Below are 19,114 nucleotides of genomic sequence, written 5' to 3'. Positions count from 1 at the left end.
TCCCATCGACATTTACTAGGACGTCCTAGTAAATTCATGGGTATGGACGCTGACGCCATCGAGGAGGGCCGCCGTCGCTGGCAGGCCCGTTATGACAAGGCCCGCAAGCGCGAGGCGGACTTCACCACGCTCTCCGGTGACGCCGTCGAACCGGTCTACGGCCCCCGGCCCGGCGACGCGTACGAGGGGTTCGAGCGCATCGGGTGGCCGGGTGAGTACCCCTACACCCGAGGCCTGCACGCCACCGGGTACCGGGGGCGGACCTGGACCATCCGGCAGTTCGCCGGGTTCGGGAACGCCGAGCAGACCAACGAGCGCTACAAGATGATCCTGGCCGCCGGCGGCGGCGGGCTCTCCGTCGCCTTCGACATGCCGACCCTCATGGGGCGCGACTCCGACGACCCGCGCGCCCTCGGCGAGGTCGGGCACTGCGGGGTCGCCATCGACTCCGCCGCCGACATGGAGGTCCTCTTCAAGGACATCCCGCTCGGCGACGTCACGACCTCGATGACGATCTCGGGCCCCGCCGTACCCGCCTTCTGCATGTACCTGGTCGCCGCCGAGCGGCAGGGCGTGGACCCGGCCGTGCTCAACGGCACGCTCCAGACCGACATCTTCAAGGAGTACATCGCCCAGAAGGAGTGGCTCTTCGAGCCCGAGCCGCACCTGCGCCTCATCGGCGACCTCATGGAGTACTGCACGAAGGGCATCCCGGCCTACAAGCCGCTGTCCGTCTCCGGCTACCACATCCGCGAGGCCGGGGCGACGGCCGCGCAGGAGCTCGCGTACACCCTCGCCGACGGCTTCGGCTACGTGGAGCTGGGCCTCTCGCGCGGCATGGACGTGGACCACTTCGCGCCCGGTCTCTCCTTCTTCTTCGACGCGCACCTCGACTTCTTCGAGGAGATCGCCAAGTTCCGCGCCGCCCGCCGGATCTGGGCCCGCTGGATGAAGGAGGTCTACGGGGCCAAGAGCGAGAAGTCGATGTGGCTGCGCTTCCACACCCAGACCGCCGGTGTCTCGCTGACCGCGCAGCAGCCCTACAACAACGTCGTGCGCACCGCGGTGGAGGCCCTCGCGGCCGTCCTCGGCGGCACCAACTCCCTGCACACCAACGCCCTCGACGAGACCCTCGCCCTGCCGAGCGAGCAGGCGGCCGAGATCGCCCTGCGCACCCAGCAGGTGCTGATGGAGGAGACCGGCGTCGCCAACGTGGCGGACCCGCTGGGCGGTTCCTGGTTCGTGGAGCAGCTCACCGACCGCATCGAGGCCGAGGCCGAGAAGATCTTCGAGCAGATCAAGGAGCGCGGGCTGCGCGCCCACCCGGACGGGCAGCACCCGATCGGGCCGATCACCTCGGGCATCCTGCGCGGCATCGAGGACGGCTGGTTCACCGGGGAGATCGCCGAGTCCGCCTTCCAGTACCAGCGCTCGCTGGAGAAGGGCGACAAGCGGGTCGTCGGCGTCAACGTCCACCACGGGTCGGTCACCGGCGACCTGGAGATCCTCCGGGTCAGCCACGAGGTGGAGACCGTCCAGGTACGGGAGCTGGCGGCGCGCAAGGCGCGGCGCGACGACGCCAAGGTCACCGCGTCGCTGAAGGCCATGCTGGACGCGGCCCGGGACGGGTCGAACATGATCCCGGCCATGCTGGACGCGGTGCGGGCCGAGGCCACGATGGGCGAGATCTGCAACGTCCTGCGCGACGAATGGGGCACCTACACGGAGCCGCCGGGCTTCTGACCCCCCATCGGCCGGGCCGGCACGGACCGGTCATGGCGCCCTACGGTGGCGGCATGACCGGTCTTCCTGTCCCCGTACGGGGTGTCAGCGCACGCGTGATGATGAACAAGGGCGGCTGCGGGGGCTACTACGCCTACCTCGTGGCCGACTTCGAGCCGCCCGGCCCGGACGGCCGGACGGATCTGGTGAACCTGGTCCCGGAGCAGCGGCTGCCCGCGGACCTCCTCCCGGCCGTGCGGGCGGGGATCGAGCTGGGGCTGGACGGGGTCGCGGCCGTGGTGCGGCTCACGGACGGCGGCGTGTACGACGCGGACGCCTGGGACATCGGCTACCGGACGGCCGGGGCGGAAACGGCCCGGGCCGCCCTCGTCGCGGCCGGGCTGCGGCCCGCCGAGGAGGCGGACGCCCTGCGCTGGGCGCAGTGGCCGGGCCGGCCGAGGCCCTGGCCCGGCCACAATCCCCGGTCCGAGGAGCTGTACGAGCGGATCCGCCGGGCGGGGCCCCGCTGAGGCGCGGTCAGGTCAGGCCGGGTCCGGGCCGCGGAGGCCGTGCATCAGCAGGGCCGTGAAGGTGGCCACCCAGACCTCGTCCACCGGCTCGGAGCTCACCAGGGCGCGGTGCACCACCGTGCCCGCGATCACGTCGAAGATCAGGTCCGTGGTGCGGCCCGCGAGGGACGCGTCCTCCTCGTAGGGAAGTTCGCCGCGTGCCTGGGCCCGCTCGCGGCCCAGTACGACGAGACGTTTCTGCCGGTCCACGATCGCCGACCGGATCCGGTCACGCAGGGCCTCGTCCCGGGTGGACTCGGCGACGACCGCCATCAGGGCGGTACGGGCCTCCGGGCGCCGCAGCAGCTCCGCGAACCGCAGGACCACGTACTCGATGTCGGCTTCCAGGGAGCCCCGGTCCGGCAGCTCCAGCGAGTCGAACAGTTCCGCGACCGCGTCCACGACCAGCTCGTTCTTGCCCGCCCAGCGGCGGTAGAGGGTGGTCTTGGCAACGCCCGCGCGGGCCGAGACGTCGCCCATCGTCAGCTTCGACCAGCCCAGCTCGACCAGTGCGTCCCGGGTCGCGGCGAGGATGGCGGCGTCCGCTGCGGCGCTGCGGGGGCGACCGGTGCGGCCGGGGCTGGGGTTGCGCATGGCCGAGACCATACCCGTCGGTAGCCGAACGGGCCTCTGTGGTTCAGATCACTGGCGCCGCGGGGGCGCGCAAGTCCTCCGGGCGAGTTACGCTACGGCTCGTAGCGTAAGAGCGACAACCACGCGAAGAGCTACAGGCGCCAGGTGGGGACCCGGCGCCGCCCAGCATCACGATCGCGACAGTACGACGGCACGGCCAATTCACGCGATCTTTTTCGTCGGCGCGCGCACACGGGGGAGGATGTACGCATGCAGCCCAGAAACATGTCCATGAGCGGCGTCGTCGACCTCGCCGCGGTGAAGGCGGCCGGCGAGGCCAAGGCCAAGGCCGAGCAGGCCCGCGCCGAAGCGGCGCGCCAGGCCGGTCAGGGTGGCGGGACCGGCCCGTCCTCCGGTGCGGTGCCGCCGTCCGCGCTCGTCATCGACGTAGACGAGGCCGGCTTTGAACGCGATGTGCTCCAGCTTTCCGCCGAGGTTCCGGTCGTCCTGGACTTCTGGGCCGAGTGGTGCCAGCCGTGCAAGCAGCTCAGCCCGCTGCTGGAGCGTCTGACCGTCGAGGCGAACGGCCGCCTCGTGCTGGCCAAGGTCGACGTCGACGCCAACCAGATGCTGATGCAGCAGTTCCAGATCCAGGGCATCCCGGCCGTCTTCGCCGTGGTCGCCGGTCAGGTGCTGCCGCTCTTCCAGGGCGTGGCCCCCGAGCAGCAGATCCGCGAGACCCTCGCCCAGCTGGTCCAGGTCGCCGAGGAGCGCTTCGGGATCATCGGCATCGAGGTGGACCCGAACGCGGAAGGTGCCGCTCCGGCCGCCGGCGAGGCCGAGGCCGAGACTCCGGCCGGCCCGTACGACGCGCTGCTGGAGGCGGCCGTCGTCGCGCTCGACGCCGGTGACCTGGGCGGTGCGATGCAGGCGTACAAGAACGTACTGACCGACGACCCGGGCAATACCGAGGCCAAGCTGGGCCTGGCCCAGGCCGAGCTCCTCGCCCGCGTGCAGGACATGAACCCGCAGGTGGTGCGCACCGCGGCCGCCGAGAACCCGCGCGACCCGGCGGCGCAGATCGCCGCGGCCGACCTCGACCTGGCCGGCGGTCACGTGGAGGACGCCTTCGGGCGCCTGGTGGACACCGTGCGCGTCACGTTCGGTGAGGACCGGGACGCCGTGCGGCTGCGGCTGCTGGAGCTGTTCGAGGTCATCGGCGCCGACGACCCCCGGGTGACGGCCGCGCGCACGGCGCTCGCGCGGGTGCTCTTCTAGGCCGGCTTCGAACCGACTTCGAACCGGCTCGGAACCGGCTTCGAGCCGCCTGCGGGCCCCGCCGCGCGGGCCCCGGGGAGCCTCCCGGCCGTCGGCGGGCCACCGGCGATTTGTTGACACGGAGATAAACAGCAGCCGCGCTTTGCCAAAACTTGGCAATCGCGGCTGCTGTTACTCGCAGTAAATCGAACCCCGTGAACTGTCCGGTGTGTTCACCATTTCACCGTTCTGTCGTGGCCGTAGGTGACACCCTGTGTTGCTGCCCGACGGCGGGGGGTCGTACTCAGGTTATCTGGCCGTTACCCGCCAGTAACGAACCCCCTTGTGCCCCGGCCGGGAATGGACCACGATCGGCGACGCTCGGTCCTTCCCGCAGAGCCGCTCACTCGGAGCCGCGGTGAAGGGTCCCCACCGAGCCGGCCGGTGGCAGTGGCACCGGCCGTGGGACAGGGGGGTCTCTGCCGCACCGGCGGGGCCTGTCCTCCAGGTTGCGCGAACGCGTGGCCCAGTGGTTGTCGCTCGGGGGTGATCGCCGGTGTTTCGGACGTGGCACAGCTGCGGCCCGGCCGCCTGCGCTTCTTCCCGAGGACGTAGCACTTCTCCCATCCCAGGACGGGCACGGCCCGGACCGGAGATGTACGTCCGAGAAGGAGGAACGAAATGAGTTCTCAGGTTCGTGGCGGGACCAGATGGAAGCGCTTCGCGCTCGTCATGGTGCCGAGCATCGCGGCCACGGCCGCGGTCGGTGTGGGTCTGGCGCAGGGCGCTCTCGCGGCGTCGTTCAGCGTCTCCGGCCAGGACTTCAAGGTCTCGGCCGACAAGCTCGACGGTGAAAACCTCATCCAGTACGGCGGTATCGCCGAGGGGCACGACCTCAAGACCGGCAAGGCGGTCCAGCACCCGGTCACCATTTCCGGGTTCAGCAACGCCAAGATCACCAACATGTGCCAGTCCCTGGTCACCCCGACTCCGCTGGGCCCCATCACGCTCCAGCTGAAGACCGGTCACAAGGGCACCCCGGCCGTGGCGACCAACATCTACCTGGATGTTGCCGAGCTCGACACGGACGCCGAGTTCACCAACCTGGACATCGGCGTTGCGGTCGGCGACCCGAGCCACAAGACCAAGCCGCAGGCCGGCACGGTCGCCAGCCCGTACGCGTTCTCGCAGCGCGCCGACCGGGCCGTTCTGACGAACGTCAAGCAGAAGGCGTGGGCCACCACGGCGGGCACCTTCAAGCTGCCCAACCTGAAGCTGCGCCTGATGGGCGGCGACCAGCCGTGCTACCAGGACGTCAAGGACTGATACGTCCCGGTGAATGACCGGAAGGGCGGGTGGCGGCAGCCGTCGCCTCCCGCCCGTCCGGGCTCCACAGAGTTCTCCGTACCACCGTTTCCAGGGAGCTGTTGTCCATGAACCCCCAGGCCCCGGTTTACGTTCGCGCTGAAAACGACGCCTGGCCCACCGTGGTGTACTACCGCTTCCATGCCTGGCGCGGTCACCGTCCCTTCTGGGCCGGTCTGTTCACACTCCTCGGTGGCCTCCCGATCGCGTACTTCCCGTACGCGGACCTCCGGCTGGGCAACGTCAGTCTCGCGATGGCCACCACGGGCGGCGCGGGCGCACTGATCATCGGTGTACTGCTGATCACGCTGGGCCTGGCCCTCTGGTTCCAGGAAACCATCCGCGTCTTCGCCGGCGTGGCCGCGATCCTGCTGGCCCTCGTCTCGATTCCGGTGTCCAACCTCGGCGGCTTCTTCGTCGGCTTCACCCTCTCCATGGTCGGCGGCGCTCTCGCGCTGGCCTGGGCTCCGGGGCAGCCGGCGGACGAGGAGCCGGAGGAACAGCAGCCGGCGCTCCGGCAGCCGGCCGCGGTCGGCCTGGATAAGGCGGAGGAGCCGGCGGGCATTCAGGACACCCAGGGCATCCCGGGCATCCCGGGTCCCCGTGGGACGGAGACGGCACACGCGAGCGAGACGACTGCCCACGCCGATGGCGGGAGGAACAGTGCGGGGTGACGAGACGCAGCGGGGCGTGGCCCCAGGCGCAGAGTCCCGTGTAGTGAAGGGGCCGCGGCACGCGGCGCCGCGAAAGTCGCTGCTGAACAAGATCCAGATACCCGTCGGCAAGACGATGGCGCTGGCGGCGATGCCGACGGCCGTGTTCGTCGGGATGGGCATGGCGCCGAAGCTGGCCGTGGCCGACGACAAGGAGATCCCCTTCGCGCCGGGGCCGTGTGTGACACGGTCCGACGAACCCGCGGAGACCGAGTCGAAGTCCCCGTCCCCGACGCCTTCGACCACGCCTTCGCCGAGTACGTCGCCCAGCGCGACGCCCTCACCGTCCGCGTCCGCGAAGCAGAAGCCGAAGCCGACCGCTTCTCCGGAGGCGACCAAGCCCCCGACGACGAACGAGACGGCCCCGGCCGCCACGCCGTCGCCGGCCAAGACCCCGAACCCGCTGGATCCGCTGGGCGTCGGTGACGCGCTCAAGGACCTCGTCGACGAGCTCAGCCGGCCGCTCAAGGACCGGAACGCGACCCCGACCCCGACGCCCACGCCGTCCACCACGGCCACACCGACCCCGGACCCGGTTGCGGACGCCATCCGCGACGCGGCGAAGCGGGCCGGAGCCGAAGTCTCGGAGCTGTCCGACGAGGTCAAGAAGACCGAGGACAAGCCGAAGGACGAGACGGGCGAGGCGACCGAGGACAAGGACGAGGACAAGTCCGAGGACGAGGACAAGGACGAGACCGAGGCGACGAAGGACCCGGACGGGAAGGAACCTTTCCCCTGCCCGACCTACGACGCCCAGGCACTGGCCGACGCCGAGCTGGAGAAGGGCATCCCGCTCCTGCCGGACGAGCCCTGGTACCTCGACAGCTCGCTGCTGACGCTCTACGGCCTGGACTACCACGGCATCGTCGAGGTGAAGACGGGCAGTGGCAAGACCAAGAAGGTTCTGAAGTTCACGGCGGACTCGCTGGACATCAAGGACCTGTACCAGACGGTCGGCAAGTCGGGTCACGTCGCCCACCTGAAGTCCCGCCCCGGCTCCACGTCCAAGATCCGCGGCGGCACGGTGACGATGTACACCGAGAGCCTGAAGGGAAACCTGTTCGGTCTGATCCCGATCGAGTTCACCCCGAACAGCCCGCCGCCCCTGAACGTCCCGTTCGCGTTCTTCACGGACGTGAAGGTCGTCCAGGCCGGCCAGTTCGGCGGCACCCTGACGGTCCCGGGCCTGAAGAACTACATAGGTCCGCCGGAGTAGTCCGGCGCGACGCTCGTGTGAACACGCCGAGGGCGGCACCCCGCATCACTGCGGGGTGCCGCCCTCGGCCTCTGTGCGGCAGAGTCGTGCGGTGCGGCGGGGTCAGGCGCCCGTGCCGCCGCCCAGGTGGTGGACCCGGACCATGTTGGTGGTGCCGGGGACGCCGGGGGGCGAGCCGGCGGTGATGATCATGGTGTCGCCGTCGTTGTAGCGGCCCAGCTTGAGCAGCTCGCCGTCCACCAGGTCGACCATCGCGTCGGTGGTGTCCACGTGCGGGACGATGTAGGAGTCGACGCCCCAGCTCAGCGTGAGCTGGTTGCGGGTGTTGACGTCGGTGGTGAAGGCCAGGATCGGCTGGGTCACGCGGTAGCGCGACAGCCGGCGGGCCGTGTCACCGGACTGGGTGAAGGCGATGAGCGCCTTGCCGTCGAGGAAGTCCGCGATCTCGCACGCCGCGCGGGCGACAGAGCCGCCCTGGGTACGGGGCTTCTTTCCCGGGACCAGCGGCTGCAGGCCCTTGGAGAGGAGCTCCTCCTCGGCCGCCGTGACGATCTTCGACATCGTCTTGACGGTCTCGATCGGGTAGGCGCCGACCGAGGACTCGGCCGACAGCATGACCGCGTCCGCGCCGTCGAGGATCGCGTTGGCGACGTCGGACGCCTCCGCGCGCGTCGGGCGGGAGTTGGTGATCATCGACTCCATCATCTGGGTCGCGACGATCACCGGCTTGGCGTTGCGGCGGCACATCTCGATGAGCCGCTTCTGGACCATCGGGACCTTCTCGAGCGGGTACTCGACGGCCAGGTCACCACGGGCCACCATGACCGCGTCGAAGGCGTCGACCACGGCTGCCATGTTCTCGACGGCCTGCGGCTTCTCGACCTTGGCGATGACGGGGACCCGGCGGCCCTCCTCGTCCATCACCTTGTGGACGTCCTTGACGTCGTTGGCGTCGCGGACGAAGGACAGGGCGACCATGTCGCAGCCCATCCGCAGGGCGAAGCGGAGGTCGTCGACGTCCTTCTCCGACAGGGCGGGGACGTTCACGGCGGCACCCGGCAGGTTGATGCCCTTGTGGTCCGAGATGACACCGCCCTCGATGACGATGGTCCTGACCCGCGGGCCCTCGACCTCCGTCACCCGGAGCTCGACGTTGCCGTCGTTGATCAGGACCTGGTCGCCCTTGGTGACGTCACCCGGGAGGCCCTTGTAGGTGGTGCCGCAGATGGACTTGTCGCCCGGGACGTCCTCGGTGGTGATGGTGAACTCGTCACCGCGCACCAGCTCGACGGGACCCTCGGCGAAGGTCTCCAGGCGGATCTTCGGACCCTGGAGGTCGGCCAGGACGCCGACGGCGCGCCCGGTGTCCTCGGAGACCTGCCGGACGCGGTCGTACCGCTCCTGGTGTTCTGCCTGGGATCCGTGGCTGAAGTTGAATCGGGCCACGTTCATACCTGCCTCGATGAGAGCCTTCAGCTGCTCATACGAGTCGACGGCGGGGCCCAGCGTGCAGACGATTTTGGAACGGCGCATGGAGCGGATCCTATCGGTTTGTTTCGTAGCGGAATATTCCGGCTGGTGGAAAGTCCAAGTGACTACCCGGTAACCAGCGCGTACGCCTGGGTGGCGATCTCCAGTTCCTCATCCGTCGGGACCACCGCCACGGCCACCCGGGCATCGTCCGCCGAAACCAGCCGGGGCTGCGGGGAGCGCGCCGCATTGGCGTCGAGATCCAGTACCAGGCCCAGCCCGGCCAGGCCGTCCAGCGCGGCTTCGCGGACCTGGTGGGCGTTCTCGCCGACCCCGGCCGTGAACGCCACCGCGTCCACCCGCCCCAGCACGGCCGAGTAGGCACCGATGTACTTCTTCAGACGGTGGACGTACGCGGCGAAGGCGAGGCTCGCGGCCTCGTCGCCCTCGCCCGCCCGCCGCATCACCTCGCGCATGTCGTTGTCGCCGCACATGCCCAGCAGACCGCTCTTCTTGTTCAGGAGCGAATCGATCTCATCCACCGAGAAGCCGCCCACCCGGGCCAGGTGGAAGACGACCGCCGGGTCGAGGTCGCCCGACCGGGTCCCCATGATCAGCCCTTCCAGCGGGGTCAGGCCCATGGAGGTCTCCACACACACGCCGCCGCGGACGGCCGAAGCGGAGGCGCCGTTGCCCAGGTGCAGGACGATCACGTTCACGTCCTCCACCGGCCTGCCCAGCAGCCCGGCCGTCGCCCGGGAGACGTAGGCGTGGGAGGTGCCGTGGAAGCCGTACCGCCGGATGGAGTACGCGTCGGCGGTCGCGGCGTCGATCGCGTACCGCGCCACGTGCTCCGGCATCGTCGAGTGGAAGGCGGTGTCGAAGACCGCGACCTGCGGGAGGTCCGCGCGCAGCGAGCGCGCCACCTCGATGCCCGTCACGTTCGCCGGGTTGTGCAGCGGAGCCAGGGGGATGAGGCTGCGGATCTCCGCCAGCACCTCGTCGTCGATCACGGTCGGCTGGGTGAACCTCGTCCCGCCGTGCACCACCCGGTGCCCCACCGCGGCCAGTTCGGGGGAGTCCAGGCCCATCCCGTCGGCGGCGAGCTCCGCGGCCACGGCCTTCAGGGCGTTCTCGTGGTCCGCGATCGGGCCGAGCTGCTCGCGCTTGCCGCCCGCGGCGCCGGGACCGGTGAGCGGCTCGTGCACCAGCCGGGAGGTCTCCTCGCCGATGCGCTCCACGAGGCCGACGGCGAGGCGGGACCGGTCCGCCATGTCGAGGAGCTGGTACTTGACCGACGAGGAGCCGGAGTTGAGGACGAGTACGCGCGATGCGGTCACGATGAGGGTCTTTCCTTGTCGCGGGCGGTGGGAGGGACGGGGAGGGATCAGGCGGTGGCGGTGGGCGCCGGCGCGCCCTGCGCCTGGATCGCGGTGATGGCCACGGTGGTGACGATGTCCTGGACGAGCGCACCGCGCGAGAGGTCGTTGACCGGCTTGCGCAGCCCCTGGAGCACCGGTCCGACCGCGACCGCGCCCGCCGAACGCTGCACGGCCTTGTACGTGTTGTTGCCGGTGTTGAGGTCGGGGAAGATCAGCACCGTCGCGCGGCCGGCCACCTCGGACCCGGGCAGCTTGGTCGCGGCGACCGAGGGCTCCACGGCCGCGTCGTACTGGATCGGACCCTCGATCCGCAGGTCGGGGCGCTGCTCGCGGACGATCTCGGTGGCCTTGCGGACCTTGTCCACGTCGGCGCCCGAGCCGGAGGTGCCGGTCGAGTACGAGAGCATGGCGATCCGGGGCTCGACGCCGAAGGCGGCGGCGGTGGCGGCCGACTGTACGGCGATGTCGGCGAGCTGCTCGGCGCCCGGGTCCGGGTTGACGGCGCAGTCGCCGTAGACCAGGACCCGGTCGGCCAGGCACATGAAGAAGACCGAGGAGACGATGGACGCCTCCGGCTTGGTCTTGATGATCTCGAAGGCCGGGCGGATCGTCGCCGCGGTGGAGTGCACCGCGCCGGAGACCATGCCGTCGGCCAGGCCCCGCTGGACCATCAGCGTGCCGAAGTAATTGACGTCGGTGACCACGTCGTTGGCCAGCTCGACGGTCATGCCCTTGTGTGCGCGGACCTGGGCGTAGTACTCGGAGAAACCTTCCCGCAGGGGGGAGGTCGCCGGGTCGATGAGCTGCGCGCCCGAGAGGTCGATGCCGAGGTCGCCGGCCTTCTTCAGGATCGCCTGCTCCTCGCCCAGCAGGGTCAGGTCGCAGACCCCCCGGCGCAGCACCACGTCCGCGGCGCGCAGCACGCGCTCCTCGGTGCCCTCGGGCAGGACGACGCGGCGGCGCTCCGAGCGGGCCCGCTCCAGCAGCTCGTGCTCGAACATCATCGGGGTGACGCGATCCGAGCGGGCCACCGACAGCAGTCCGCGCAGCTCGCCGGTGTCCACGTGCCGCTCGAACAGGCCGAGCGCCGTTTCCAGCTTGCGCGGGGTCGCGGAGTTCAACCGGCCCTGCAGCGAGAACAGTTCGCCGGCGGTCGGGAAACTGTTGCCGGCCACCGACACCACGGGCGTGCCGGGCGCCAGCTTGGAGGCCAGCGTCAGGATGTCCTTGCCCGGGCGCTCGTTCAGGGTGAGCAGCACACCGGCGATCGGCGGGGTGCCCGAGGCGTGCGCGGCGAGCGCGCCGATGACCAGGTCGGAGCGGTCGCCCGGCGTGACGACCAGGCAGCCGGGGGTCAGGGCGTTCAGGAAGTTGGGCAGCATGGCGCCGCCGAAGACGAAGTCCAGGGCGTCGCGCGCCAGCCCGGCCTCGTCGCCGAGGAGCACCTCGCCGCCGAGCGCCCGGGTGATCTGGGCGACGGTCGGGGCGGCCAGCGACTTGTCGTCCGGCAGCACGTAGCAGGGCACGGGGAGCCGGGCGGCCAGTCGCTCGGCTATCGCGTCACGGTCCTCCGCGGCCACCCGGTTGACGACCATCGCGACCACGTGGCAGCCCAGGCTCCCGTAGGCGCGGTACGCGTTGCGGGTCTCGGCGCCCACGGCCTCGGCCGGGTGCTTGGTGCCGCCCACCACGGGGACGACGACCGCGCCCAGCTCGTTGGCGAGGCGCGCGTTGAGCGCCAGCTCGTCGGGGAGGTTGGTGTCCGCGTAGTCGGTGCCGAGGACGAGCATGACGTCGTAGTCGCGGGCCACCCGGTGGTAGCGGTCGACGAGTCGGGAGACCAGCTCGTCGGTGCCCTTCTCGGCGAGGACCGACGAGGCCTCCTGGTACTCCATGCCGTAGGCCGTCGAGGCGTCCTGGTCGAGCCGGTAGCGGGCCCTGAGGAGGTCGAAGAGGCGGTCGGGTGCGTCGTGGAGCAGTGGACGGTAGACGCCGACCCGGCCCGTCTGCCGGGTCAGCAGCTCCATGATCCCCAGCTCGACGACCTGGCGGCCGTCCCCCCGCTCGATACCGGTCACATACACGCTGCGCGTCACGCCCGCTCTCCGTCCCATGCCGTGGATGTCTTTTTGATCTGGCTTGACCTCTTGACAATACCTCTGTCAGTAGCTAGGACGCCCCCCGGGAAAAGGCCTGACCGGGAGGGCCGAAAGGCCTGTGGGGCGGAGCAGCACAAAACGCGCGACACCCCCGGCCCGTGGAACAATCGGACAGGCTTCATCATTACGCCCTTCATATGTACGGCAGGAGACACAGCACGATGCGTATCGGAGTTCTCACCGCAGGCGGCGACTGTCCGGGCCTCAACGCTGTCATCCGGTCGGTCGTACACCGTGCCCTGGTCGGGCACGGCGACGAGGTCATCGGTTTCGAGGACGGTTTCAAGGGCCTCCTCGACGGCAATTTCCGGTCCCTCGACATCAATGCCGTCAGCGGCATCCTCGCCCGCGGCGGCACGATCCTCGGCTCGGCGCGCATGGAGCGCGCCCGTCTCCACGAAGCCGCCGAGAACGCGCAGGAACTGGCGAAGCGCTACGGCATCGACGCCCTCATCCCGATCGGCGGCGAGGGCACGCTGACCGCCTCCCGGATGCTGTCGGACGCCGGGATGCCGGTCGTCGGCGTCCCGAAGACCATCGACAACGACATCTCCTGCACCGACCGCACCTTCGGCTTCGACACCGCCGTCATGGTCGCCACCGAGGCCATCGACCGCCTCAAGACCACCGCCGAATCGCACCAGCGCGTGATGGTCGTCGAGGTCATGGGCCGCCACGCGGGCTGGATCGCCCTGGAGTCGGGCATGGCCGGCGGCGCCCACGGGATCCTCCTGCCGGAACGCCCCTTCGAGGTGGACGCGCTGGTGAAGATGGTGGAGGAACGCTTCGCCCGCGGGAAGAAGTTCGCCGTGATCTGTGTCGCCGAGGGCGCGCACCCGGCGGAGGGTTCCATGCCGTACGAGAAGGGCGCGATCGACGCGTACGGTCACGAGCGCTTCGCCGGCATCGGAAACCGCCTCGCGATCGAGCTGGAGCACCGCCTGGGCAAGGAGGCCCGCCCGGTCATCCTCGGCCACGTCCAGCGCGGCGGTGTGCCCACCGCGTACGACCGCGTGCTCGCGACGCGCTTCGGCTGGCACGCCGTCGAGGCCGTCCACCGGGGCGACTTCGGCAACATGACCGCCCTGCGCGGCACCGACGTCGTGATGGCCCCGCTCGCCTCGGCGACCATGGAGCTGAAGACCGTGCCCGAGGGGCGCATGTACGAGGCCGAATCGGTCTTCTAGGCCGTGTCCGGGCGGGACCTTCGTCCCGGATTTCCCCGCCGAACGGCCCTGGTTCCTACGCGGCACCGCCCGCGAGCTGCCAGAACCGGTCCACGATCTCGACGAGGAACTCCCGGCCCGCGTCCCCGCTGCCGGCCTCGCCCTGGCCGCCGCCCCAGCTGAGCGTCGCCACCATCCGCGACTGGTAGTCCCCGTGCAGCCGCTCCAGCACGCCCTCCAGATGGTGCTTGGGGATCGGCAGCAGCTTGTTCAGCGGCTTCACGTACGCCTGCCAGCGCGTGGTCACCGCACTGCGCAGCAGGTCGGCCAGCTCCTCGTGCTTGCCGGTCGCCGTCACGAACTGGGCCAGCGTCAGACCCAGAACCGTGGCCAGGGCGGCGGACTGCCGCTCGTTGCCCTTCCAGCGTCCGGTGTCCTCCATCTTCTGGTACGAGTTCGTGTCCAGGCCGACCCGCCGGGCCAGCTCGTCCGAGGCCAGGCCCCGGGCGATGCGGTGCTCCCGCAGGGTGACCGGCTCGGCCAGCAGCTCCCCGGGTGAACACCACAGGACCCCGGCGAGCGCCGTGAGCTCGGCCGAAGAGGGTGATATCTCGCCACGCTCCCAGGCCATCACGGTCTCGGGCGCGACGACGAGTCCGTACTGGGCGCGCAGGCCATAGGCGACATGACCGGGAGCCATGCCCAGGGCCGCGCGCAGGCGACGCGCGGCGGGGGCATTGAATGGTGGGCTGGAGTGCACACCGCACACCGTAGAAGTGGCCAGGCTGTGGCGCCTACAGACCAAACAAACAAGCCCATACCTCGTAGGAACGTCCTATGAAGTAGAGGCGTTTCGCCGGGTTTCCCGGCGACTGTCCGGTAATCGGTGAGCTCGAAGATCCTTTGATGCGTACGGTTCCAGCCAGAGCCCGCCGATGCAAGAGCCATCACACCCTTCACACAACTTGAACCGGACACCTTTGCTCTTGCCTTGACGTCGGCGTCAAGGCTTACGGTCGCGGCATGCGCATCGGCGAACTGGCGGAACGCGCCGGGACCAGCACCCGGACGCTGAGGTACTACGAGTCGCGCGGGCTGCTGCCCGCGCGGCGGGCCGGCAACGGATACCGGACCTACGACGAGGACGACCTGCGGCTGCTGAGCCAGATCCGCATGCTGCAGGACTTCGGCTTCGAGCTGGAGGAGACCCGCCCCTTCGTGGACTGCCTGCGGGCCGGCCACCCGGCCGGGGACTCCTGCCCCGCCTCCCTCGCCGTGTACCGGCGCAAGCTCGCCGAGCTGGACGGCCTGATCGGCCAGCTGGCCGACGTGCGCGAGCAGGTCGCGCGGCAGCTGGCCGATGCGGAAGCGGCGGCCGGCGAGGCGGCCGCGCCCAGATGCGAGATGACCGGATGAGAGGGATGGGGACATGAAGGCCGACGGTGTGGCGCAGGTGACCGACGCGGATTTCGAGGCCGAGGTGCTCGGGGAGCGGGGGCGGCCCGTCCTCGTGGAGTTCACGGCGGACTGGTGCGGCCCCTGCCGCCAGATCGCGCCCGTCCTGTCCGCGATCGCCACCGAGGAGGCCGACCGGCTCAAGGTCGTGCAGATCGACGCGGACAGCAACCCCGATTCCGTCTCGCGGTACGGGGTGCTGTCCATGCCGACCCTGCTCGTCTTCCGCGACGGCGAGCCCGTGAAGCAGATGATCGGGGCCCGGGCCAAGCGCAGGCTCCTCCAGGAGCTGGAGGAGGAGCTCGCAGGCGCCCCTAAGGCCTGAACCAGACCGTCGCCAGGGGCGGGAGGGTCATGCGCAGGCTCGCCGGGCGGCCCTGCGCCGGCTCCGGCTCCGGCCGCAGCGGCTGCGTGTGGTGGATGCCGCTGCCGCCGTAGGCCTCCAGGTCGGTGTTGAGCACCTCCCGCCACAGCGGCACCTCCTCCGGCACCCCGACCCGGTAGCCGTGCCGGACCACGGGCGAGAAGTTCGACACCGCCAGGAGCTGCGAGCCGTCCTGCGCGTACCGCAGGAAGGCAAAGACGTTGTCCTCGGCGGCGTCCGCCTCCACCCAGGCGAAGCCCTCCGGCACGGTGTCCCGCTCCCACAGGGCGGGCGCCGCCGTGTAGGTACGGTTCAGGTCGCGCACGAGGGTGCGCACGCCCTGGTGGTCGCCGGCCGCCGGATACGAGGAGTCCAGCAGCCACCAGTCCGGCCCGTAGGTCTCCGACCACTCCGACCCCTGGGCGAACTCCTGCCCCATGAACAGCAGTTGCTTGCCCGGGTGGGCCCACATGAAGCCGAGGTACGCCCGGTGCGCGGCCCGCTTCTGCCACCAGTCGTCCCCGGGCATCTTCGACACCAGCGATCGCTTGCCGTGCACCACCTCGTCGTGCGAGATCGGCAGCACGTAGTTCTCGCTGAAGGCGTAGATCATCCCGAAGGTCATGTCGTGGTGGTGGTACTTGCGGTGCACCGGCTCCTTCGACATGTAGCGCAGGGTGTCGTGCATCCAGCCCATGTTCCACTTCAGGCCGAAGCCGAGCCCGCCGGAGTCCGTCGGCCGGGTCACGCCCGTCCAGGCCGTGGACTCCTCCGCGATGGTCACCACACCCGGGCAGCGCCGGTAGACGGTCGCGTTCATCTCCTGGAGGAACGCCACCGCGTCCAGGTTCTCCCGGCCGCCGTGCTCGTTGGGCGACCACTCGCCCTCGCCGCGCGAGTAGTCGAGGTAGAGCATCGAGGCCACCGCGTCCACGCGCAGCCCGTCCACGTGGAACTCCTCGCACCAGTACACGGCGTTGGCGACGAGGAAGTTGCGGACCTCCTTGCGGCCGTAGTCGAACTCCAGCGTCCCCCAGTCCGGGTGCGCGGCCCGGCGCGGGTCCTGGTGCTCGTACAGCGGCCGTCCGTCGAACTCCGCGAGCGCCCACTCGTCGCGCGGGAAGTGCGCGGGCACCCAGTCGACGATCACCCCGATCCCGGCCCGGTGCAGCGAGTCCACCAGGAAGCGGAAGTCGTCCGGGGTGCCCATCCGCGAGGTCGGCGCGTAGAAACCGGTGACCTGGTAGCCCCAGGAGCCGCCGAAGGGGTGCTCGGCGACCGGCATCATCTCCACGTGCGTGAAGCCCAGCTCCCTGACGTACGCGGGGAGCTGCTCGGCGAGCTGCCGGTAGGACAGCCCGGGCCGCCACGACGCCAGGTGCAGTTCGTACACCGAGAAGGGCGCCTGGTGCGGCGGCCGGCTGCCGCGCTCCGCCATCCACCCCCCGTCCTGCCACTCGTACCGGGAGGAGGTGACCACCGACGCGTTCGCCGGGGGGACCTCCGCGGACCGTGCCATCGGGTCGGCCCGCAGGGTGTGACTGCCGTCCGGGCGCGTGATGTCGTACTTGTACAGCGTGCCCTCGGCCACGCCGGGCAGGAACAGCTCCCACACGCCCGTCGCACCGAGCGAGCGCATGGGGTAGGCGACGGAGTCCCAGTACGAGAAGTCCCCGGTGACCCGGACCCCCTGGGCGTTCGGCGCCCATACCGTGAACCGGGTGCCGGCCACGCCCTGGTGCTCCATCGGCTGGGCGCCGAGCGCCGTCCACAGCTGCTCGTGGCGGCCCTCGCCGATCAGGTGCAGGTCCAGCTCGCCGAGCGCCGGCAGGAACCGGTACGGGTCGTGGATCTCCACCTCGTCGCTGTCGTACGTCACCAGCAGCCGGTACTCCGGCACCCCGGTCAGCGGCAGCAGCCCGGAGAACAGCCCGTCGCCGTCGTCGTGGAGCTCGGCCCGCAGCCCCTTGGCGACGATGGTGACCGCCTTGGCGTACGGGCGCAGCACGCGGAAGGCCACCCCGCCCCGCTGGGCACGGGCGCCCAGGACCGCGTGCGGATCGTGGTGGCGGCCCTCCAGCAGCCGGGCCCGTTCGTCACCGCCGAGCGCGGGGGCCGGGCGGACCCCGCGCTCGGGGGCGGCGCGGCGGGCCCGCGGCGCGCGGGCCTTCTTCGCCGCCGCCGGGGCGGGTGCGGCTTCGTCGCGGACGGTCGGTGACGGCTGTCGTGCGGCGCTCACGCGAGCGGCCTCCTCGGGGGCTTCGGGTGGGGGTGGGGGAGCGGGTGCGGTGCGATGGAGCCGGGGGCGGGCGGGGTGGGCGGCATGCGGTGGGCGGGTCGTGCGGGCTCCGAGAGCCGCCGGATCGCGGCCATCGGGACGTGCAGCCAGTCGGGGCGGTGCCGGGACTCGTAACGGGCCTCGTACACCGCCTTGTCGGTCTCGTACGCGCGCAGCAGCACGGGGTCCTCGCGCGGGTCCCGGCCCGTGGTGCGGGCGTAGCCCTCGCAGAAGGCGGCCCGGCAGTCGTCCGCCCAGGCGGGGGCGAACGGCCGGTGCGAGCGGGCGGCGTAGTCGAAGGAGCGCAGTATCCCGGCGATGTCGCGCACCGCCGGTTCGGGACGGCGCCGGTCGGCCAGCGGACGGGCCGGCTCGCCCTCGAAGTCGATCAACGACCAGCCGCCGTCGAGGGTGCGCAGGGTCTGACCCAGATGGAGGTCCCCGTGGATCCGCTGGGCGGGCACCCCCGCCCCGCGGGACGCCGCCAGGGCGTCGAAGGCCCCCCGCAGCCCCGCCTCGTAGGGCCGCAGCGCGGGCACCTCCCGGGCGGTGGCGGCCAGCCGCGCGGTCATCCCGGCGGCCAGCCGGGCGGTCTGCTCCGGGCCGAGCGCCACCGTGGGCAGCGCCGCGGCGAGCGCGCTGTGCACCTCGGCGGTGGCCCGGCCGAGCGCGTGCGCCTCGGCGGTGAAGTCGGCCCCGGCGCCGAGCCGGCGCAGCGCGAGCTGCCAGCCGTCGTCAGAGCCGCGCAGGTACGGCTGGAGCACGCCCAGGGTCAGCGGTTCGCTCCCGGGCGGCTCCGCCTCGTACCAGGCGACCGGCGCCGGGACGCGGGTGCAGCCGGCGGCGGCCAGGGCCCGGGGCAGTTCCAGGTCGGGGTTGACCCCGGGTCCGACCCGGCGGAACACCTTCAGGATGAACGAATCTCCGTAGATCAGCGAGGAGTTCGTCTGCTCCCCGGACAGTGGCCGCGGCGCGAGTCCCGCCGGGATCGGCGTGGCCGGATCCCGGTCGAAGCGCAGCGGGCCGAGCACGCCGGGGGAGCGCAGCCGCTCCAGCAGCATCGCCGCGAGCCGGGGATCGCCCAGCGCCTCGTAGACCGCCCGGCCGGCGTACGGGCCGTCCTCGGCGTGGCCGATCAGGGTCGGCGCGAGCGCGGGCGGCAGGGACGGTCGGATGCCCAGAAGCAGTTGGTAGCAGTCCCCGTCGACGTCGAGGAGCAGGTGCAGCAGTCCCGGGGTGGAGCCCGGCGGCAGCAGCTCGGCCGCCGAGACGGTCCTGAGCCTGCTGATGGTGCGGCCCTTGCCCGCGAACCAGCGCTGTGCGGGCAGCCAGGCCCTCAGCATCGGTTCCAGCGGGGCGATCCCGGCGGCCCGGTCGGCCGTCAGCCGGCTCCGGGCGGATGCAGCCTCCGACATGGCGTCGCGT

The 19,114-nt window shown here is 71.0% G+C and carries 16 protein-coding genes; 9 read left to right on the top strand and 7 right to left on the bottom strand.

Translation table 11 applies throughout. The annotated features are described in order from the left end of the window. Window positions 1-42 precede the first annotated feature (42 nt). Together OG534_RS11265 and OG534_RS11260 are read left to right on the top strand one after the other, a co-directional pair. The gene (locus tag OG534_RS11265; protein WP_326587949.1) at window positions 43-1,743 is read left to right on the top strand and encodes an acyl-CoA mutase large subunit family protein; all 1,701 of its coding nucleotides are present in this window, start codon (window positions 43-45) and stop codon (window positions 1,741-1,743) included. Between the two features lie 53 nt (window positions 1,744-1,796). After that, on the top strand, window positions 1,797-2,252 hold the full coding sequence (locus OG534_RS11260) for a hypothetical protein (RefSeq protein ID WP_326587948.1): 456 nt from the start codon (window positions 1,797-1,799) through the stop codon (window positions 2,250-2,252). Window positions 2,253-2,264: 12 nt separating this feature from the next. On the opposite strand, the gene OG534_RS11255 is transcribed toward OG534_RS11260, so the two are convergent. Next, a complete protein-coding gene (locus tag OG534_RS11255) occupies window positions 2,265-2,885 on the bottom strand; it encodes a TetR/AcrR family transcriptional regulator (protein ID WP_326587947.1) in 621 nt (206 codons plus the stop codon). Window positions 2,886-3,134: 249 nt separating this feature from the next. Here OG534_RS11255 and OG534_RS11250 point away from each other — a divergent pair, with 249 nt between their 5' ends. The 4 genes from OG534_RS11250 to OG534_RS11235 all read left to right on the top strand — a co-directional run bounded on the left by OG534_RS11250 (window position 3,135) and on the right by OG534_RS11235 (window position 7,415). Continuing rightward, window positions 3,135-4,142 (top strand): tetratricopeptide repeat protein, encoded by a 1,008-nt coding sequence (locus OG534_RS11250; RefSeq protein WP_326587946.1) that lies wholly within the window; start codon window positions 3,135-3,137, stop codon window positions 4,140-4,142. Window positions 4,143-4,802: 660 nt separating this feature from the next. Further along, a complete protein-coding gene (locus OG534_RS11245) occupies window positions 4,803-5,447 on the top strand; it encodes a DUF6230 family protein (protein WP_326587945.1) in 645 nt (214 codons plus the stop codon). Window positions 5,448-5,554: 107 nt separating this feature from the next. Then, window positions 5,555-6,160 (top strand): DUF6114 domain-containing protein, encoded by a 606-nt coding sequence (locus OG534_RS11240; RefSeq protein ID WP_326587944.1) that lies wholly within the window; start codon window positions 5,555-5,557, stop codon window positions 6,158-6,160. Further along, a complete protein-coding gene (locus OG534_RS11235) occupies window positions 6,150-7,415 on the top strand; it encodes a hypothetical protein (protein WP_326587943.1) in 1,266 nt (421 codons plus the stop codon). Before OG534_RS11240 ends, OG534_RS11235 begins: the two co-directional genes overlap by 11 nt. A gap of 102 nt (window positions 7,416-7,517) precedes the next feature. On the opposite strand, the gene pyk is transcribed toward OG534_RS11235, so the two are convergent. The 3 genes from pyk to pta form a co-directional block, all read right to left on the bottom strand. Continuing rightward, window positions 7,518-8,948, bottom strand: a complete 1,431-nt coding sequence (gene pyk / locus OG534_RS11230) for a pyruvate kinase (protein WP_326587942.1) — start codon at window positions 8,946-8,948, stop codon at window positions 7,518-7,520. 62 nt (window positions 8,949-9,010) lie between these two features. Then, window positions 9,011-10,225, bottom strand: coding sequence for an acetate kinase (locus OG534_RS11225; RefSeq protein ID WP_326587941.1), 1,215 nt, complete (start codon window positions 10,223-10,225; stop codon window positions 9,011-9,013). A gap of 47 nt (window positions 10,226-10,272) precedes the next feature. Beyond that, window positions 10,273-12,363, bottom strand: a complete 2,091-nt coding sequence (gene pta / locus OG534_RS11220; protein WP_326587940.1) for a phosphate acetyltransferase — start codon at window positions 12,361-12,363, stop codon at window positions 10,273-10,275. A gap of 224 nt (window positions 12,364-12,587) precedes the next feature. On the opposite strand from pta, the gene OG534_RS11215 reads away from it, so the two are divergent. Further along, the gene (locus tag OG534_RS11215) at window positions 12,588-13,613 is read left to right on the top strand and encodes an ATP-dependent 6-phosphofructokinase (RefSeq protein WP_326587939.1); all 1,026 of its coding nucleotides are present in this window, start codon (window positions 12,588-12,590) and stop codon (window positions 13,611-13,613) included. 55 nt (window positions 13,614-13,668) lie between these two features. Here OG534_RS11215 and OG534_RS11210 read toward each other — a convergent pair whose 3' ends face one another. Next, window positions 13,669-14,292, bottom strand: a complete 624-nt coding sequence (locus OG534_RS11210) for an XRE family transcriptional regulator (protein ID WP_385156949.1) — start codon at window positions 14,290-14,292, stop codon at window positions 13,669-13,671. Window positions 14,293-14,615: 323 nt separating this feature from the next. On the opposite strand from OG534_RS11210, the gene OG534_RS11205 reads away from it, so the two are divergent. Together OG534_RS11205 and trxA are read left to right on the top strand one after the other, a co-directional pair. Continuing rightward, on the top strand, window positions 14,616-15,008 hold the full coding sequence (locus OG534_RS11205; protein WP_326587937.1) for a MerR family transcriptional regulator: 393 nt from the start codon (window positions 14,616-14,618) through the stop codon (window positions 15,006-15,008). 13 nt (window positions 15,009-15,021) lie between these two features. Next, window positions 15,022-15,372, top strand: a complete 351-nt coding sequence (gene trxA, locus OG534_RS11200; RefSeq protein ID WP_326587936.1) for a thioredoxin — start codon at window positions 15,022-15,024, stop codon at window positions 15,370-15,372. Here the strand turns inward: trxA and glgB are convergent. Together glgB and OG534_RS11190 are read right to left on the bottom strand one after the other, a co-directional pair. After that, window positions 15,362-17,650, bottom strand: coding sequence for a 1,4-alpha-glucan branching enzyme (gene glgB, locus OG534_RS11195; RefSeq protein ID WP_326587935.1), 2,289 nt, complete (start codon window positions 17,648-17,650; stop codon window positions 15,362-15,364). The two genes, trxA and glgB, sit on opposite strands and share 11 nt — an antisense overlap. Then, entirely contained in the window at window positions 17,647-19,104 is a 1,458-nt protein-coding gene (locus OG534_RS11190) for a maltokinase N-terminal cap-like domain-containing protein (protein ID WP_326587934.1), read from the bottom strand. Before OG534_RS11190 ends, glgB begins: the two co-directional genes overlap by 4 nt. Window positions 19,105-19,114: the final 10 nt, after the last annotated feature.

Source organism: Streptomyces sp. NBC_01294, from assembly GCF_035917235.1.
In the GTDB taxonomy this organism is placed as follows: Bacteria; Actinomycetota; Actinomycetes; order Streptomycetales; family Streptomycetaceae; genus Streptomyces; species Streptomyces caledonius.
This window is presented reverse-complemented; position numbering and strand designations above follow the sequence as displayed.

Excerpts from the sequence above, each read along its gene's own strand:
- OG534_RS11265 (WP_326587949.1), top strand. The coding sequence starts at position 43 with ATGGACGCTGACGCCATCGAGGAGGGCCGCCGTCGCTGGCAGGCCCGT.
- OG534_RS11260 (WP_326587948.1), top strand. The coding sequence starts at position 1,797 with ATGACCGGTCTTCCTGTCCCCGTACGGGGTGTCAGCGCACGCGTGATG.
- OG534_RS11255 (WP_326587947.1), bottom strand. The coding sequence starts at position 2,885 with ATGCGCAACCCCAGCCCCGGCCGCACCGGTCGCCCCCGCAGCGCCGCA.
- OG534_RS11250 (WP_326587946.1), top strand. The coding sequence starts at position 3,135 with ATGCAGCCCAGAAACATGTCCATGAGCGGCGTCGTCGACCTCGCCGCG.
- OG534_RS11245 (WP_326587945.1), top strand. The coding sequence starts at position 4,803 with ATGAGTTCTCAGGTTCGTGGCGGGACCAGATGGAAGCGCTTCGCGCTC.
- OG534_RS11240 (WP_326587944.1), top strand. The coding sequence starts at position 5,555 with ATGAACCCCCAGGCCCCGGTTTACGTTCGCGCTGAAAACGACGCCTGG.
- pyk (WP_326587942.1), bottom strand. The coding sequence starts at position 8,948 with ATGCGCCGTTCCAAAATCGTCTGCACGCTGGGCCCCGCCGTCGACTCG.
- OG534_RS11215 (WP_326587939.1), top strand. The coding sequence starts at position 12,588 with ATGCGTATCGGAGTTCTCACCGCAGGCGGCGACTGTCCGGGCCTCAAC.
- OG534_RS11210 (WP_385156949.1), bottom strand. The coding sequence starts at position 14,292 with ATGGCTCCCGGTCATGTCGCCTATGGCCTGCGCGCCCAGTACGGACTC.
- OG534_RS11205 (WP_326587937.1), top strand. The coding sequence starts at position 14,616 with ATGCGCATCGGCGAACTGGCGGAACGCGCCGGGACCAGCACCCGGACG.
- trxA (WP_326587936.1), top strand. The coding sequence starts at position 15,022 with ATGAAGGCCGACGGTGTGGCGCAGGTGACCGACGCGGATTTCGAGGCC.
- OG534_RS11190 (WP_326587934.1), bottom strand. The coding sequence starts at position 19,104 with ATGTCGGAGGCTGCATCCGCCCGGAGCCGGCTGACGGCCGACCGGGCC.